Genomic DNA, 16,562 nt, shown 5'->3' with positions numbered 1-16,562 from the left:
TTAGATTCACTCAGATTGGATATTGGCATTGACAGCCCAAGTTCTATAGGTGGGTAACAGTTTTATTCTATTGAAAATAATATCTTTGCTTAGTAGTAAATACAACAGCTATGGAAGCACAAATGTTATTAAGAGATGCGGAAATATTTCCCTCAGACAAGGTTCTCAAAGATATACTAGGAGAAAATCTTTATAGTGTGTTGGTGTCTTTTATCGGAACAATTACAGACGAAGAGTATGGTTTAGCCATTGAATGGCGATACTATAACGATGGTAAAGCATGGCTTGGCAAAGTAGTATACAAAAAGAAAACTATCTTATGGCTTTCAATTTGGAAAGGCTTTTTCAAAACAAGCTTTTACTTTACTGAAAAACATCTCGAAGCAATTGCTGAACTGAATATTTCGGAGACTATTAAGGAGGAGTTTTTCAAATCTAAAACTATTGGTAGATTGATTCCAATGATTATTGATGTAAATATTGAGGAACAATTGGTAGATTTACTGACGGTTGTACGTTTTAAGAAAGGTTTGAAATGAAAAGTTATAAGACAGATATTCCCGCCAGTAGTTTAACCCAAAAGTATTTTCCTGTTGATTACTCAGATGCCTTTGCCTGTGAAGTAATGGAAGATAAGAAATTGTCAATGGAGGAAATAATGATTAGTTTCTGGACAGTTGGAACCCCTGCTTGGGTAAATACATTGTTTAAACTGCGAAATATATTGGTCCGCCCGTTTGGATTGGAAACTGGAGAAAGTGAAGACCGTTCCCAAAAAATAAAAGAGATAATACAGGCAGGAAGTGGCAATAACGGTTTGATGTCGGTTACGGATAAATCGGATAACGAAATAGTTGTTCTGCTTAGCGATAAACACCTTGATGCTTATATGTCTATCTTCATTGATAAAAAAGAGGAATTACAAACAGTTACAGCAATAACACTTGTTCATTATCACAACAGGATAGGGAAAATATACTTTTTCTTTGTTCGTCCATTTCACAAGGTAGTGGTCAAATCTATGCTTAAAAGAACTTTAAAAACGAATTCGAAATAAATATGGTAAGAGTTAATACAAAAGCAGGATTGAACAATGAAAAAATGAGCAACTTAAATTTTTTTATAACAACTATGCCTAAAACCCGCCCTGCTGATTATTATTTAGGATGCTTGGATGGATCTGTTTTCTTGGACTTCAATGATACCAATGATTTCGTTTCTTTGATAAGAATATCTTTTGATGGTTATGGTTGTTGCAATTTAGGCAGTGATTCTGTTCCATTAAACGAAAACGATTCTTCTCTTTTAAAAAAAATGATGCAAAACGGAACAATAGATCAGGATATACTCGAGGAAATCGTAAGAAAGGCAATATCATTGAATAAATCTTTGATTTGGGAAGATGCACTAGAGGAGTATTTCTCATAAAATATGTTAATATGTCAAAAATCCCTTTCTGTCGTGATGATAGAAAGGGATTTCAACTTCAAGAAAAAATCAAAACAACAAAAAACAATCAGACTAATACATCTTCATCGTCATCTCTACGTTTATTTTTTCTTCCCCATTTATCTTTATCAGTAGGATTATCTTTTCCTCCAAAATACTTTTCTATAAACTCTTTTACATCCGATTCCCGATAGTAGTTACGACGACAGATAGTTTTGAAAGGAAGTAATCCCATATTGCGGTAGCGTTGGAGTGTACGAGGGGTAACTTTCAAGAAAAGACATAAATCCTGATTATCAAGCAAACGTTCATTCATAACAGTATTGCTGCTGACTATCAACTTATCCACTTTCTCCTCAACTCTTTTTATGAGTTTAGCCAAAGCAGAGATATTCGCTTCAAATATTTCGTCATCAACTCGTAGCATAGTTATGGCATTTTAGATTTATTCTTCTTCCTTTGTTCAGCATACTCCTGATGACCTTTGATCAGGTCTTGTAGATGTTTATCAGTAGATTTTATCAATCGCTCTTTGAGTACACGTTTGATTTCTGCAATGGTATAGTAAGTTTTGCCTGAGATGATAGAATAGGATATTATTCCATTGGTACGCAAACGTTGTAAAGTGCGTTCGCTTATTTTCAGAAAAGTGCAAACTTCATAACTATCTACCCATTCATCATCCAAGACTATAGAATCATTTCTATTGTTTCCTCCTTTGACATAGTCGGCTATAGAGTCTATCTTCTCTATTATATTTTTATAAGCTTCGGATTCAAGTGTAATAACTTCCATATCAAATTTCGTTTGGTACAAAGGTCAGTAGTTATTCTATAACTATTTAACAAGGTTATACCAAGTAGATATAGATTTTTATTATAAAGCTGAATATCATCAAACTAACTATTTTTGGTGAAATGTTTTTATATGTTATATAGAAGGATTGTGGATAAATTAGCTATAAAACAAAAAAACACCAAGTCAATAGCAACTTGGTATAATATTTTGGGTACAATAAAGAATATTCCAGCAAATATTATCTTGTTATATCATTAATTATTAGTAAGTTTGTTGGTAGAAATCTATGCAGACAGAACGCTGTCATAGCTAGATAAAGGATTAAGTTTACTCTCGGTACCAAATCGGTACCACAGAAGAAAACTAAGTCTATTTGGTGCTGATTACTAATCATTTATAAGATATAAAAGTGTTCCCGCTCGGATCACTGAAAGATCGGAAAGTTTAAGACAAACAACCGACAAAATAAGACAAAACTCTCTAAAATGCTATTTTAGAGAGTTTTTTATTTTCTGCACAAAGACATCATCTGCCACTTTATTTCCAATAATTGACAACGAATCGTTACGGTATCGTTACGGATTTCACTTTTTCATAAAACCGTAACGAATAGATTCATAAGATATTCATTGTACTAACAAAAAAACTCCAATCATCACAACAGAAAAGGATTTCAACTTCAACAAAAATCAAAACAAAGCCAGCAGACGATCAAGGACAATTATGCTTATTTCGAAGTTGAATACAACGGAATAGATAACGATGATTATGTCAACGGAGGAGGTTTCTGTTGTGATGACAAACCGATGACTAAATCGTTTGTACCGCAAGAAAACGATAATCCTGAATTGTTTCAATATTATTATCATTCCGATCATTTGGGTAGTTCATCACTTATTACTAACTTAGACGGTGAAGTAGTTCAACATATCGAGTATGTTCCGTTTGGGGAAGTGTTTATCGAAGAACGCAATAACAAGTGGAATACTCCGTATCGCATCAATGCCAAAGAGTTGGATGAAGAAACAGGATTGTATTATTATGGAGCAAGATACTATGATTCGAGAATTAGTGTCTGGTTGTCTACTGATCTATTACAAGAGAAATATCCGAATAAGACACCTTATCATTATTGTTCTCAAAATCCAGTTAATTTGGTTGATCCTGATGGTCTAGATGATTACTACAAAGAAAATGGAGAATTTCTTGGCAGTGACAAGCAAAAAACTGATTTTGTACATATTGTTAACAATGATGTTATAGGTGATTCAGATGGTAATTATGTGATTTTAGATGATGATATTTTATATCAATTAACAGATAAAAATGGAAATGCTATATCTGGTGAAACATTTAAGTATATGGCTTCCGTTCTATATGCAGAAGGGGGATATGGCGCAAGTCAAAAAGAACGAAATAAGTACAGTGATCCAACTGCGAATAAATCACATAAACAAAATGCTAACAGAGGTGTAATCTTAGGTTATTCTTCTACAGAAGATTATTCAAAAGGTGCATATTGGTGGGATGGAAAAGATTTCAATGGTAAGAACAAGATAAGAGGAGGATATTTAGAAAGGTATGTTCCTGGCTATAGATTTACAGAATCATCACATGACTTATGGAAACAAGGTGACAATCTAAAGTCAGGTGTAGGACAAATGAAAAGAACATATAATTATAAATATGAATCAACTCATGCCGCTGGGAATACGACTTTTTCAAGGCTTATTGAAAGTTATAAAAACTCTTTATTTATTAACAAAGATGGAACTATTCGAGACTCGAATTGGAGTGGACAAAAACCATTATAGGATGAAATTATATTTTGGGATTTTTGCGTGTCTTTTTATGTCTTCTATAGGAATGGGATGTAATAATACATCTAAATTTCAAAGACACTCTTTAAAGATGGCAATTGATACGGTTTATTACACTGACAAATTATCATTTAGTTTGGGTCATTACTCATATTGTGATTTCGCAAATTTAGATTCATTCAATATGATTCCAGCAAAAGTAGCATTTTCTTCAACAATGAATGAATCAACTTATAATGTTAGTTATCTTAAAGATAAGATTAGTTTTATATATAATTTTAAAAATGGAAACAGAGAGATTTACGTAAATTCCCAACAAATTCCTATATGTAGATTCATTGATAAAAATGAAGAATTTATTTTTGATAATTTTAATTGCGATTATTCAAATGACTATTACTATGAGAATGATAATTATTACTTGGTAAGTTCTGTTCCTTCAAATTGGACAGGTTTAATAACTTCAAAGGTACGTTTTGTCCAATTGATAGATAAGAAAGCCAACAAATGTTTTGAGTTTTTTGTAGACATATCATATTGTTTATAAGGTAATATATAAATTAGTGAACAGGCATACATTTATTGATGTATGCCTGTTCTATTTTTATGGGACTACCATGTCGAAGGTGCTACGATAGACTATGCTGCCAAGTACAAACAAAGCCAGCAGATTATCAAGGATAACTATGCATATTTCGAAGTTGAATATTTTGAATCTTATCGTTAAACTCTTGTCGAAGATGTTGAATAAATTGCTCCATGATAATTCCATCTAAAAAACAAATTACTGATTCTACTTTGCTCCAAATCTTGAAGTATCCACTTCCTTATGTTCTTTATCTTTATATCCTCCAAACTTATAGGTAAATGACAAACTTACATATCTGGAATCAGGTATCATACGCATACTTAGATTCTGGTTGGCGAATTTCGTTTCCATCAATCTTGGTTCCGACCAATGATTAAATATATCATTAACTTTCAGACGGATTTCAGCTTTATTGTTGTTAGATATCCATTTTATTCCTGCATCTACTTTGTACATTTTATAAAGCGTAGCTGATCCTTGAATGTTTTTCGGAGTATACATACCTGACAACTCTGCCTTTATGTTTGGTTTGGAAGATATATTGAATGTATTGTTTAGGATGACAAAAAAACTGAAAAGGTCATTCTTGAACGATAAGTCATGAAAATTACTACTTTTTACGTTATCATAGAATCCAATTAATGTCAGTCTGGAATCTAATACTGATCCAAGACGTAATGGTATAATTGCATTTAAACCAATTCTACTATTATAATCAAAATTTGAGAATTTATAAATTAATGCTAACCGCTCTGTTGATTGGTAAGGTAGTTGTGCAAAAAAGTTATCCTGATAGGTTGCGTATAAGGTGAAAATATATTTGCTCTTCAGTGTATAATTAAATTGCATTTCATAAGATCTTGAAGGTCGTAAGTCTGGATTACCATGGATTTCAGAGTAACCATTTAGATGTGAAACAGAATTGATCATAGCCCAATAGCTAGGGTAATCTTTATCAGATGATATAGAATACTGAAGGATATGATTTGGATTGATGACATAAGTCAAATCCAATTGGGGATAAATACTCCAATAATCATTGTTATTATGTTTGTAATATTCACCTATTAGATATACTCTCATTGAGAGTTTATCAGAAAAGTCTTTCGTAAATCCAGCATATAGTTCATAAGTATATTCATCTAATTTGGATTCAGTATCTGAATTTGAGAGATCGTTTCCTATCAAAGATGAATAGAGTTGTGAACTTTTATCAGATGCGTAACTAAATTTTGTTCCATAATCCAAAGTCCAATTTTTACCTAGCGAATGACTTTGATCTGCATAGAATGAGAGTCTGTTAATATTTTGCTTCGATTGTGTATTGAATGCATCTTCTTTACCTGTCATCATTTCCTTATACTTTTGTATAGTATGACTTTTAAAGAAGGTGTAATTTACTCCCGTGGTTAATCCGAATCCTGTACTATAATCTAATGCCACATTATGCATTTGAGTAGGTGTGTCTGCTCCTTTCTTATTCTTAGAATCAGAGAATGTACCTTTTGACAATTCTTCTGCACAAGTCCAAGCCTTAATTTGTCCGGTATATACTAAACTCAACTTATTTTTTTCGTTGAAATAATAATCATTTCCTAAGCGAATATTATGTATTGGAGCAATACTATAACCTCTATTGTATTGTTCTATTTTATAAGTAGTACCATTAAGTGTATGATGAGAATCAATATCAAGGATTGAATGATGATTTATATATCCAAACTGATACATAAAATCGGTTGATGTCTTAGGTGTACTGTACATCAAAGTTACACCACCTTTATAGTCTGCATAGTGATATTGATTGTATTCACCATTCACTTGTCCTTGCAGTTGTGGCGCTTCTGAAAGATTACTTGTAAGAACCAGATTAATAGCTGCTCCACGAATATGATATTGAGGAGGAGCACTATACATAACTTCTGCTGATTGGATGCGTTCTTTGGGCATATTTTTCAACAATGTAGTTAGTTGATCGTTTGTCAATGTTGTAGGTTTTCCATTGATAATCACAGTCATACCATTGCTTCCCGCCAGTCGTATAGCATCACTTTGTTCATATACTCCGGGAAGCTCTAATATAGCATCATAAGCATTATTAGCCATCTTATTCTTTAATAATTGAGGCATATCATAAGTCATCTTCCCATCAATAACTCTTACCAAAGGACGTTCACCTTGAACAACTACTTCTCCCAAGTTGAATTCCTTACTTTCCATTACAATAGTTTTCATATCCAAAGAAGAAAACTCTTCATTTATTGGATTATACATAAGATGCTGTACAAGTAATCTAAAATTTTCAGGAGTTTCTTTGAAAGAAAAATAACCCAATGAGTCGCTGTAAGTAGTATTGATGAATAGAGAATCCGTTGTTTGTAAAACAATGGTCGCAAACTCTATCGGGTTATTTTCAGTATCTATTATTTTTCCGCTTATAGATTTTTGTGCATTGGCTGATGTTACCAGGCCTGATATAAATGCAACTAAAAAAATTAACTTTTTCATATTATATTCTGTTTTAATTTTGTTTCTGATACAAAGATTTACAGAATAACAGACAAAATAGGTTATCATTTACTTATAAAGTCTTATCTCGTCTTAACGGATTACGAATTGTGCAATATTTCTTCTTACATTTGTCATGGTATAATCCCGTAATATCATGAAACCCAACTTTAAGTATATTGTTTTTTCTATTATAGGCTCATTGTTTATGGTTTTTATTGCTCAACTTTTTTGGTTGAGTAGCTTATATAATACTATTGAAACTGAAACCGAAAAGAACATCTTTGAATGCCTGAATATTGCTAATTCTTATGAATTAGAATTCAGAATGGATAGTTTAGAGAGCTCATCAGATGAGGATAAACCTAAAGGCGTAATATCAATTACCCAATCTTTCGAAAATAATGATGATAAAGAAGAAAACTCATCCGAATCAGGGGGAATGGTTAAAAGTAAACGAGTCGTCCAAAGTGGAGATACAGTACAGGATAGCAAAGAAGAAATAGGTGATGAGGAATTTAGCTTAGCTCAATTTGAAAAATTAGGGATAATGATTCGTGAACTTATGCACCAAGCGATGGATTCAATTGCACCAATCAGATTAGACACACTTCATGCAGCTCTATTGCCTGCATTAGAAGTACGAGGAATTAAATCTACTATATATAAGATTGAGGTTGTTGATTTTACAAAAGATAGCGTTATACATAATTTAGATATAACAGAAATAAATAAATCTCCATTTGTGTTTGATTATACATACGACTCGACTAACCAATTGGGATATAGAGTATATTTCGAAGCATTGACAAAAACCATTCTATCTCAAATGTTCGGGATTCTGGCTACAACAGCGCTTATCATCCTTATTTTGGCTTTTGCATTTTGGTATCTGATTAGGACAATTTTTCAGCAAAAGACATTAGACGAAATGAAGGACGATTTTACAAATAATATGACCCACGAACTGAAAACACCGATAGCTGTAGCTTATTCTGCTACAGATGCTTTGCTCAATTTTGGACAGGGAGACAATAAGAAACGTCGAGAAGAATATTTAGCTATAACCAAAGGTCAATTAGAAAATCTGAGTAGTTTGGTAGAGCAGATATTATCTATGAGCATGGAACGTCGCTTGAAACTTATCCTTAAAAAAGAAGATATTTTTATTAAAAGTATGCTGGAAGTATTAACAGAGCAACATCGGATGAAAACAGAAAGGGAAGTTGAATTTAATCTCGATGTGCAGCCTGACGACCTAACGATATATGCCGATAAAACTCATCTGAATAATGTAATCAGTAATTTGATTGACAATTCTATCAAATACTCTAAAGGAATTGTTGTTATAAATATACTTGCCTGCAAGGATAGCAGATATACTACAATAAAAGTAAAAGACAATGGAATTGGAATTGCTCAGGAAAAACAAAAGTTTTTGTTCGAAAAATTCTATCGTGTACCTCAAGGCAATAAGCATAACGCTAAAGGCTACGGAATAGGACTCTTCTATGTGAAAACAATTATAGAAAAACATGGGGGAACAATTGATGTTGTAAGTACTGTAGGAAAAGGTTCTGAGTTTACAATAAAAATACCCAATGAATAATGGAAAAGATAAAAGTATTACTTGCCGAAGACGAGCAAACACTTGCCATGATTATCAATGATACGCTAACCGATCAAGGTTTTGATATAACGATGGGAGAGAATGGAATCGAGGGATTAAAATTGTTCTTTGACGTTCGTCCTGACATTTTGGTAGCAGATGTAATGATGCCTGAACTAGATGGTTTTGAAATGGTCAATAAGATACGGCAAACAGATAAAACAACCCCTATTCTTTTTCTTACAGCACGATCGGCCATCAAGGATGTTGTAGAAGGTTTTGAACTTGGTGCTAATGACTACCTGAAAAAACCGTTCAATATGCAGGAGCTGATTGTAAGAATAAAGGCTTTAGTGGGAAGAGTACAAATTGCTCAGGGGGGAAAAAACACAAGTGAATTTACGATTGGTGATTATCATTTCAATGCTGTAACACAAATACTGTCATATATTGGAGAACAAGAAGAGTTATCGCATCGTGAGTCTGAAATCTTAAAACGATTGTGTATCAACAAAAACAATGTAGTAGAAACGCAAAGTATTTTACTTGATCTTTGGGGAGATGACAGTTTTTTCAACACAAAAAGTTTACATGTATTTATTACTAAACTGAGGCATAAACTAAATAAAGACGACAGAATAAAAATCATAAATGTAAGAGGGATTGGGTATAAGTTGATAGTGTAATAGGAGAATATAACCAAAGGAAATATGAAATAATTGCATAGTTGCTTATGTATTCAAGAATAATCTCTACATTTTATAGGAGAAGTTTAGCTTACAATGGTCTGCCGATACAAAGACAAAATGGACATATTTAATCGTCACGAACTCATTATGGCGCGTCTTATGTAAGAATATAACAAAATGATAATTTATCCATTAAGAGAGAAAACCTCCGAAGTTACCAATTTTATATAATGAGATTAGATTTAATTATCTAGTCGCTTTTTTCTTTATTCGTGACGTTTTGAGTGTTTGAATATAAATATACCTGCGAACTTCATTCATCAAAGTACGGATATTGCGCATCTACATGCCGATGGTTGTATATCCCTTGCCTTTGGACAGCCAGAAGATTTCGCAGCGTTTGAGCCATTGTAGTGTAATCATGTCGAAACTGATGTTGTCTCCTGCAAACTCGGTAAGCAGGCGAAGGGTTTCTTTATAAGTCTGCATCGTACCTATACGTTCTCATTTTTCAAGGGTCTTAATTCTGGAACGGATCGCATTGTTCTGGGTATCGCGCGTTGACTTTCCCAACCGCGTGTCAAGCAGGTGAAAGGAGAATTCGTCTCTTTCGAGCAGGGATGAAACGTTGTCTTTGACCAGATAGAAACTGCTTTCAATTTCTTCACGAAGACATTTTGCCTCTTTTGACCGTTCTGTGGGCAGTTTCTCCCACTCTTCACGTGTCAGCGATTTACCTATCGGATAATATTGTCTTACACGATTCTGATTGACTCTGATTTTAACAGGATATTTTCCTTGTACATTGGCTTTGCGCGTATAGATCATTGCGGCGACAGCTACGCCGTCTTTAGAATGGGTATACACGAATGTTGTTTAAAAGTTACATTCGATATATCCCTTAAAAACATTATATATAAGTTGAACGGTTGTGTTTGCGATTTTTGAGAAGAGGATGTTTGAAGGGATAAAATCTCAAAACACCTCTCACTAATCAATGGGAACCCATTTCATTATTACGCAAAAGATCATCATAGATTAAGTATCGCTTGTTTCTCTTGATCAAAACACCGCGACTGAGATTGTTCTCTTTATTCTTCTTATTGTTAACATTCACTCCAATGACTTTTCCATTATAAAAGCTATGAACTTCAGGAAATATTGTGTGCCCTAAAAATATATGCTTTACATTATATCGTTTTAGTATAGCATCTACATCTTCTTCTGAAATAGGATTGTATTTAATATCATCTCGAACCATTCCCCGATACCACAAAGGGCCGTTACTTCCATATAGAAATTTACCGATATCAGACTTATTCCTTTCAATCCTTGGCTCTCCAAGAAATGAACTCACAGAGTCATTTAGCTGAGGAATCGACCATTTTTGATCTAAAAACTCCTTACTCAGGCCAGCGTGAACAAATAAATTATCTCCGATTATCTCTATTGTGTTACGTGTAGATAACCATCTACCAAGGATACTATTTCTATTCCAAAGTTCATTGTATTCAACATTTAGTTCTTCGGCAAGATACTTGTATTTATCTTCTACATACCTAATGTCATTGCGCAATACAAGCTCTTCATGGTTGCCTAGCAAAAAATGGACTCTACCGCCTTTCTGGATAGCTTCTCCTTCGAGCTTGTAGATAAGCCAAAATATTGGTAATACATCATTACCTCTATCAAAAACATCACCAATAATCATCAAATGATTTGTTCCGAATGTCCAGTTATATTTATCATCAATAACCTCTTGCGCACGAAGTATTGACAAAAAAGCGTCTAAATTACCATGAGGATCAGATATTACAATTAATTTTTCTGGAGAATCATACGCATACTCAGGACGTATTATTGGATGTAATTTCACCCTAAATTCATGTTCATTACAATCTGATTTTACGACGAATGAGGATGGCTCTTCTGCCGTTTTTTCTATACTTAGATTCCCATCTGACACTTTTATTATCTTAAATGTATCCTGATATTGGAAAATGTATGGACCATCATTATATATAACCTTCTCTTCAATTTCTTGGCTCCATGAGAATAGAAAGGATAGGAAATAGATAGCAGTAATAAGTTTCAAATATCTCATAACTCGACTTAATTTATATTTACATAAGGAACTAAAAGAGTAACTCTCTATCAAGAATTACTCTTTTAGATATAAATAGATTATTTCACGAATTGAATATCAATATCCCGGATTATTAATCATATTTTTATTGAGATCCATTTCTCTTTTAGGGATCGACATTAATGTTTTAAAATAACTTCTATCAAACGAACGAGACTCATCAGTCAATAATGGCGATGTATGTGAAGCTCCTTTACGCTCAATACGTTTATTATTGCGCATTGCGTCGAAAAGACGATGCCCTTCTCCAACTAGTTCTTTTCTGCGCTCTGTAAGCACCTGATCTAGAGTCACTGTACCTGTTACTGATTTTTCAGGATTTGCACGCGAAACTATAGCATTCAGATACTTAACAGCATTTGTGTTATCATTCAGTTTAACTGCTGCCTCGGCAGCAATCAAATATGCTTCTGACAAACGAAGTACTGGGATATCAGCATATGTCGGATTTTCCTGAGCGTCTGCATTTCCCGGATACTTATTGAGATAATACAATATCTTTTCTTTTGGTTTACCTTTATCTTTCACATATTTAGTTACTACCTCAAGTCTGACATCATCAGGATCAGCACTTAATAAATCTACATAATCGTAAGTCAGAATGATATCATCATAACCAGATCGCCACATAAGGTATCCTATGAATTCTTTACTATCTTTTATCTCATCAGAATGAACAGCAAGACCAAACAAAATCTCTTTAGTAAAATCTTTTGACCATACAGTACTATATTCTTCATTAGTCCACAAAGTGTATTGTCCTTTTGTCTTAGAAGCAGGCTTTTCTGCCTCTTCAATCATATTAGTTATAGTAGTATAAGCATTTTTATTATCATCTGTATATAGATATGCTCTAGCTAGAAGTTGTTGTGCTGCAAACTTATTGATTTGGCCATTATTTTGAGCGGCGCTCAATAGCTCTATTGCATCCGACAAATCTGTGATGACTTGCTTGTATACCTCAGCTACTGTATTTCTTGCTGGCTTATGTTTCGGATCTTTTTTCTTCAATTCGATCGGTACACCTAGCGATGCTCCATTATCTTTAGTAAATGGAGCCCCGAAAACTTTTACTAAATCAAAATGTCCCATAGCTCTAAGTGCAAGAGCTTGCCCTTTAATATCAAGAAGTTCTTCTGTCATATCGCTATCAGCTATACTTTCTAGGAATTCAAGTACATTATTAGCATTTCTTATGACTTGATATGGATATTCCCAAAAGGAAGCTGGTGCATTTTCTTTATTGAAATTAAAAAGATAATAATTTGAAGCCCGCTTTGTATCGCCATTTGCTTGCATATCCTCACCAGTAACATCCCCATAGTATGTATAACGCGCACCATAATATTCATATTTGCGCATGATAAAGTATATTCCATTCAATGCATATTGAGCTTCTCTGGCAGATGTAATTACTTTTGAGCTTTCATCAGATGTAGATGGTGTTGATTTATCGAGCCAACTATCTCCACAAGAAGAAAAAATGCAAGTTCCAATAATTAATAGTAATATTATTTTTTTCATATTATGATATTTTTTGAGGAATTAAAATTTAATATCAATACCGAATGTGATTGTCTTTAATTTCGGAGATTCGAAATATACAACACCATTGATTGGCACTTCGGGATCGTAATTATCATATTTAGCAAATGTCAGTAAATTAACAGCAGACATATACAGCCTTACATTGTTGAGCTTAACACGATTAACTATATTCTTTGGAATAGTAAGTCCCAGCGTTATATTTTTTAATCGGAAATGGTCTGTTGAGTGAATTCTTCTTGATGTTATATTTTTACTCATGTCATACTGATTTCCCACCATATATTTTTCTATACTGGTTTTATCACCTGGTTTCTGCCATCTTTTACTGTAGTATTGCGGTATATTATCATATCCATTAGATCCAGCGGTTTCAGTCTTCTGAGCACCACTGTCATAAGAATATCCGCCAAGTGTAAATGTCCATGTAAAATTCAGATCCACAATTTTATACTTTAATGAGTTAGTCCAACCACCGGTTAACTTAGGGGTCGCTTGCTTATACAATATTCTATTTGCTTCTTTATAATTTTCAGTAATTTCTTTCGGATTATCACTTTCCGGATCATTTACATAGAATTGAGGGACTCCCGTATCTGGATTTATTCCTGCAAATTCCACCACATGGTAGCTGTACCAAGGTTTACCAACACGACGAATAAAGGAGCCATCCCTTAATTCTTTTTCACCAGTAGCTAATTCTACTATCTCATTTTTATTGTAGCCAAAATTTAAATGCGAATTCCAAGTAAAGTCTTTAGTTCTTAAAATATCAGCCGATATATCTAATTCAACACCTCTATTACGCAGCACTCCAACATTATCCATGAACTCCTTAAAACCAGTAGTATAAGATATTGGCGATGGATTAATAAGGTCTGATGATTGGCGGTTATACCACTCAAATGATACGCCAATTCGTTCAAATAAGCGGAAATCAACTCCTATATTTAAATTTTCTTGTTTCTCCCATTTCAGGTTTTTGTTACCGATTTGTTCTTCGGCAATTCCTGGAGCTTTATTGTATGGATAAGTAAATTTTGTTAAATCCAAATAATAATAATCATTGCTAGGAGGCGTTCCATTTGTCCCGTATGAAGCCCTAAGTTTCACATCTGACAATACTGGATCAAGAGATTTCATGAATGCTTCTTCTGATACTCTCCAAGCACCAGAGACAGACCAGAATGTTCCCCATCGTTGACTAGGGCTTAATCTAGACGTACCGTCAACACGAACACTCGCACCAAAAAAATACTTTTCGTTGAAATTATAATTTGCTCTCGATAGATAAGACAACAATCTCCAACTTGATAAATAACCTGCTACATTTTTAGGTTCTGCTCCATTAGATGGATAAACTTTATCCGTTGACGGAAAATTAGTCTTTTCACCAAAAAGATAATCAGATTTATATTGATTCACCTCATAACCTCCTAGTATATCGAGGTTGTGCTTTTCTGCAAATGTTTTTACATATGTCAAATTATTCTTCCAGACAATTTGATCTCGTTGTCTTCTATAGATACTAAGAATACCATTATCTTTTCCTCCGTCATTGGTACGAGGATCACTCCATGATCTGTAATTATTATTACTATGGTCGTAGCTGAATGTAGTATTAAATACGAGACCATCCATAAATTTATAATTTGCGAAAACCGTGTTAAATGATCTGTCAATTTTTTCAGTTCTAGTATTATATTTCATAGCTTCTACAGGATTTCTAGGGCCATTAGAGAAGAAATCTGTAAAGAAAGTACCATCTTCGTTATACACTGGCTCTGAGGCAGTTATTTTATGGCGCGACGTATATATTGGAGATGCATAGGCTCCTCCTTCAGAGTTTACATCTTGCGAAATATGCGAGTAAAGTATATTTGCGCCAAGCTCTAAACGATCAGTCATTTGATATTTAACATTAAGTCTACCCGAAAGACGGTTAAAACCAGATTGATATGAGAGTCCTTCTTGTTTTGTATGTGCTAAAGACATATAATACGACAGTTTTTTGTCTCCTCCTGAAGCTGAAAAATCAATATTCTGGAAAGGTGCATTTTCTCTAAACAGCTCTTTTTTCCAGTCTGCCCAACCACTCCATGGTATTGGAGCATATGTGTCAATATTGTCTTGTACATATGCGTCTATTTCAGTCTGATCTGTCATATTTTTAATATATACAGCTTGGTTTCGAAGGCCTTCCATTAGCATTTCACGTCTTTGAGGTCCATTCATAACCTCACGGTAATCAGTCGCTTGCCTTGAAAACCCAAAATCGGCTTTAAGATTAAAGACCGGTTTACCTGCTTTACCCGATTTTGTCGTAACTAATATAACGCCATTTGCTGCGCGCGAACCATAGAGTGATGCTGCCGAAGCATCTTTTATAACAGTAATATTCTCGATATCTGATGGATTTATAGTAGACATCATATCCAGACCGGCATTATTACTTGTACTAGATGATACGTTTCCTGATATAACTGGAATACCATCAATTACATACAAAGGACTATTCGATGCATTGATGGAACCCATACCTCTAATCCGGACACTAGTGCTGCCTCCTGGTTGTCCTGAAAGTGATGTAATTGATACTCCCGGAGCATTTCCTTGCAACATCGTTGTAAAGTCTACTGCTGGAATATCTTCCAGATTTTCGGTTTTAACAGTTGATGCAGAACCGGCGTATGCTGATTTTTTATAAGTACCATAGCCAGTTACAATAACTTCTCCTAATATTTGATCATTATATAGGAGCGTTACATTTAATGTTCCTCCACCCTTGGGTACAGTTAGTTCCTGAGCATGCATTCCTACAAAAGAAAACACCAAACGAGAGTTTTCTGGTGCCTGGATACTGTATTTTCCGTCAAGATCTGAGGACACTCCCGTAGTTGTCCCTTTGACAGCAACCGAAACCCCAATTAGGGGTTCATTCAAGTTATCAACAATTGTCCCACTCACTGTTACATTCTGCGCATGGGCTATTGCAAAGCTCAATAAAAACAGATAGATAAATAAAATTTTAATTTTCATAGGTACAGATTAAGTTTAATATTTTTCAACTAAGAGTCAATAAATATAACATTTTTTCTCTACCCAGTAAAATATATGTTAAAACAAATAGATATTTCTATTATTAAAATCCATACAAAAGAGGAGAAACAAGAGTGTATTCTATCTTATTCTGGTTGTTTTCTTTACAAATTGACTATTCTTCTTAGTTACGCACGTTTTGCATATAACTTTGGAAAACAATGAAAAAGGATGTAAACAAGAGAAAATTAAAAATCGCATAAAGTATTGGAAACCAGCGAGCCATTGACTACTTAAAACAGAATAAAACATCTAAAATCTAGTCAATTACGGCTCTTAATCAATAGGAAAATGGTTCGATCCCCTCCGA

16 protein-coding genes are annotated in these 16,562 nt (G+C 33.8%); 8 read left to right on the top strand and 8 right to left on the bottom strand.

Annotation, left to right across the window (positions count from 1 at the left end; all coding sequences use genetic code 11):
• The first annotated feature begins 110 nt into the window (after positions 1-110).
• The 3 genes from C1A06_RS11270 to C1A06_RS11260 all read left to right on the top strand — a co-directional run bounded on the left by C1A06_RS11270 (position 111) and on the right by C1A06_RS11260 (position 1,428).
• The gene (locus C1A06_RS11270) at positions 111-539 is read left to right on the top strand and encodes a DUF3788 family protein (RefSeq protein WP_101690366.1); all 429 of its coding nucleotides are present in this window, start codon (positions 111-113) and stop codon (positions 537-539) included.
• Positions 536-1,057: a DUF2867 domain-containing protein gene (locus C1A06_RS11265; protein ID WP_101690365.1), complete on the top strand. Its 522-nt coding sequence runs from the start codon at positions 536-538 to the stop codon at positions 1,055-1,057. Before C1A06_RS11270 ends, C1A06_RS11265 begins: the two co-directional genes overlap by 4 nt.
• 74 nt (positions 1,058-1,131) lie before the next feature.
• Positions 1,132-1,428, top strand: a complete 297-nt coding sequence (locus C1A06_RS11260) for a hypothetical protein (RefSeq protein WP_145996396.1) — start codon at positions 1,132-1,134, stop codon at positions 1,426-1,428.
• Positions 1,429-1,516: 88 nt separating this feature from the next.
• Here the strand turns inward: C1A06_RS11260 and C1A06_RS11255 are convergent, their stop codons facing one another.
• Together C1A06_RS11255 and C1A06_RS11250 are read right to left on the bottom strand one after the other, a co-directional pair.
• On the bottom strand, positions 1,517-1,876 hold the full coding sequence (locus C1A06_RS11255) for a helix-turn-helix domain-containing protein (RefSeq protein ID WP_101690363.1): 360 nt from the start codon (positions 1,874-1,876) through the stop codon (positions 1,517-1,519).
• 2 nt (positions 1,877-1,878) lie between these two features.
• Entirely contained in the window at positions 1,879-2,244 is a 366-nt protein-coding gene (locus tag C1A06_RS11250; protein WP_101690362.1) for a helix-turn-helix domain-containing protein, read from the bottom strand.
• A gap of 809 nt (positions 2,245-3,053) precedes the next feature.
• Here C1A06_RS11250 and C1A06_RS15360 point away from each other — a divergent pair.
• Genes C1A06_RS15360 through C1A06_RS15095 form a run of 3 tightly spaced genes read left to right on the top strand, consistent with a single transcriptional unit; the run spans position 3,054 to position 4,794 of the window.
• Positions 3,054-4,061, top strand: coding sequence for an RHS repeat domain-containing protein (locus tag C1A06_RS15360; RefSeq protein WP_370738369.1), 1,008 nt, complete (start codon positions 3,054-3,056; stop codon positions 4,059-4,061).
• A 1-nt stretch (position 4,062) separates the two neighbouring features.
• On the top strand, positions 4,063-4,614 hold the full coding sequence (locus tag C1A06_RS11240) for a hypothetical protein (protein WP_145996395.1): 552 nt from the start codon (positions 4,063-4,065) through the stop codon (positions 4,612-4,614).
• Positions 4,615-4,656: 42 nt separating this feature from the next.
• Positions 4,657-4,794, top strand: a complete 138-nt coding sequence (locus tag C1A06_RS15095; protein ID WP_159461414.1) for a hypothetical protein — start codon at positions 4,657-4,659, stop codon at positions 4,792-4,794.
• Between the two features lie 66 nt (positions 4,795-4,860).
• On the opposite strand, the gene C1A06_RS11235 is transcribed toward C1A06_RS15095, so the two are convergent.
• Positions 4,861-7,164: an outer membrane beta-barrel family protein gene (locus tag C1A06_RS11235; protein ID WP_101690359.1), complete on the bottom strand. Its 2,304-nt coding sequence runs from the start codon at positions 7,162-7,164 to the stop codon at positions 4,861-4,863.
• Positions 7,165-7,399: 235 nt separating this feature from the next.
• On the opposite strand from C1A06_RS11235, the gene C1A06_RS11230 reads away from it, so the two are divergent.
• Complete coding sequence (locus C1A06_RS11230; protein WP_245872053.1) at positions 7,400-8,773, top strand: sensor histidine kinase; 1,374 nt, start codon at positions 7,400-7,402, stop codon at positions 8,771-8,773.
• Positions 8,773-9,459 (top strand): response regulator transcription factor, encoded by a 687-nt coding sequence (locus C1A06_RS11225; RefSeq protein ID WP_101690357.1) that lies wholly within the window; start codon positions 8,773-8,775, stop codon positions 9,457-9,459. The genes C1A06_RS11230 and C1A06_RS11225 overlap by 1 nt, the downstream gene beginning before the upstream one ends.
• 345 nt (positions 9,460-9,804) lie before the next feature.
• Here the strand turns inward: C1A06_RS11225 and C1A06_RS15355 are convergent, their stop codons facing one another.
• From C1A06_RS15355 to C1A06_RS11205, 5 genes are all read right to left on the bottom strand, one after another.
• Positions 9,805-9,951 carry a phage integrase SAM-like domain-containing protein gene (locus C1A06_RS15355; protein WP_159461413.1) on the bottom strand — a complete coding sequence of 49 codons (147 nt, stop codon included), beginning with the start codon at positions 9,949-9,951 and terminating at the stop codon, positions 9,805-9,807.
• Positions 9,952-9,966: 15 nt separating this feature from the next.
• Positions 9,967-10,290 (bottom strand): Arm DNA-binding domain-containing protein, encoded by a 324-nt coding sequence (locus C1A06_RS11220; protein WP_145996394.1) that lies wholly within the window; start codon positions 10,288-10,290, stop codon positions 9,967-9,969.
• A gap of 166 nt (positions 10,291-10,456) precedes the next feature.
• The gene (locus C1A06_RS11215; protein WP_101690355.1) at positions 10,457-11,566 is read right to left on the bottom strand and encodes a metallophosphoesterase; all 1,110 of its coding nucleotides are present in this window, start codon (positions 11,564-11,566) and stop codon (positions 10,457-10,459) included.
• A gap of 99 nt (positions 11,567-11,665) precedes the next feature.
• The gene (locus C1A06_RS11210; RefSeq protein ID WP_101690354.1) at positions 11,666-13,132 is read right to left on the bottom strand and encodes a RagB/SusD family nutrient uptake outer membrane protein; all 1,467 of its coding nucleotides are present in this window, start codon (positions 13,130-13,132) and stop codon (positions 11,666-11,668) included.
• A gap of 21 nt (positions 13,133-13,153) precedes the next feature.
• On the bottom strand, positions 13,154-16,192 hold the full coding sequence (locus C1A06_RS11205; protein ID WP_101690353.1) for a SusC/RagA family TonB-linked outer membrane protein: 3,039 nt from the start codon (positions 16,190-16,192) through the stop codon (positions 13,154-13,156).
• Positions 16,193-16,562: the final 370 nt, after the last annotated feature.

The sequence above is a fragment of the Dysgonomonas massiliensis genome (assembly GCF_900240225.1).
GTDB lineage: Bacteria > Bacteroidota > Bacteroidia > Bacteroidales > Dysgonomonadaceae > Dysgonomonas > Dysgonomonas massiliensis.
Note: the sequence above shows the minus strand (reverse complement) of the source record. Positions and strands in the feature narration are given on the sequence as shown.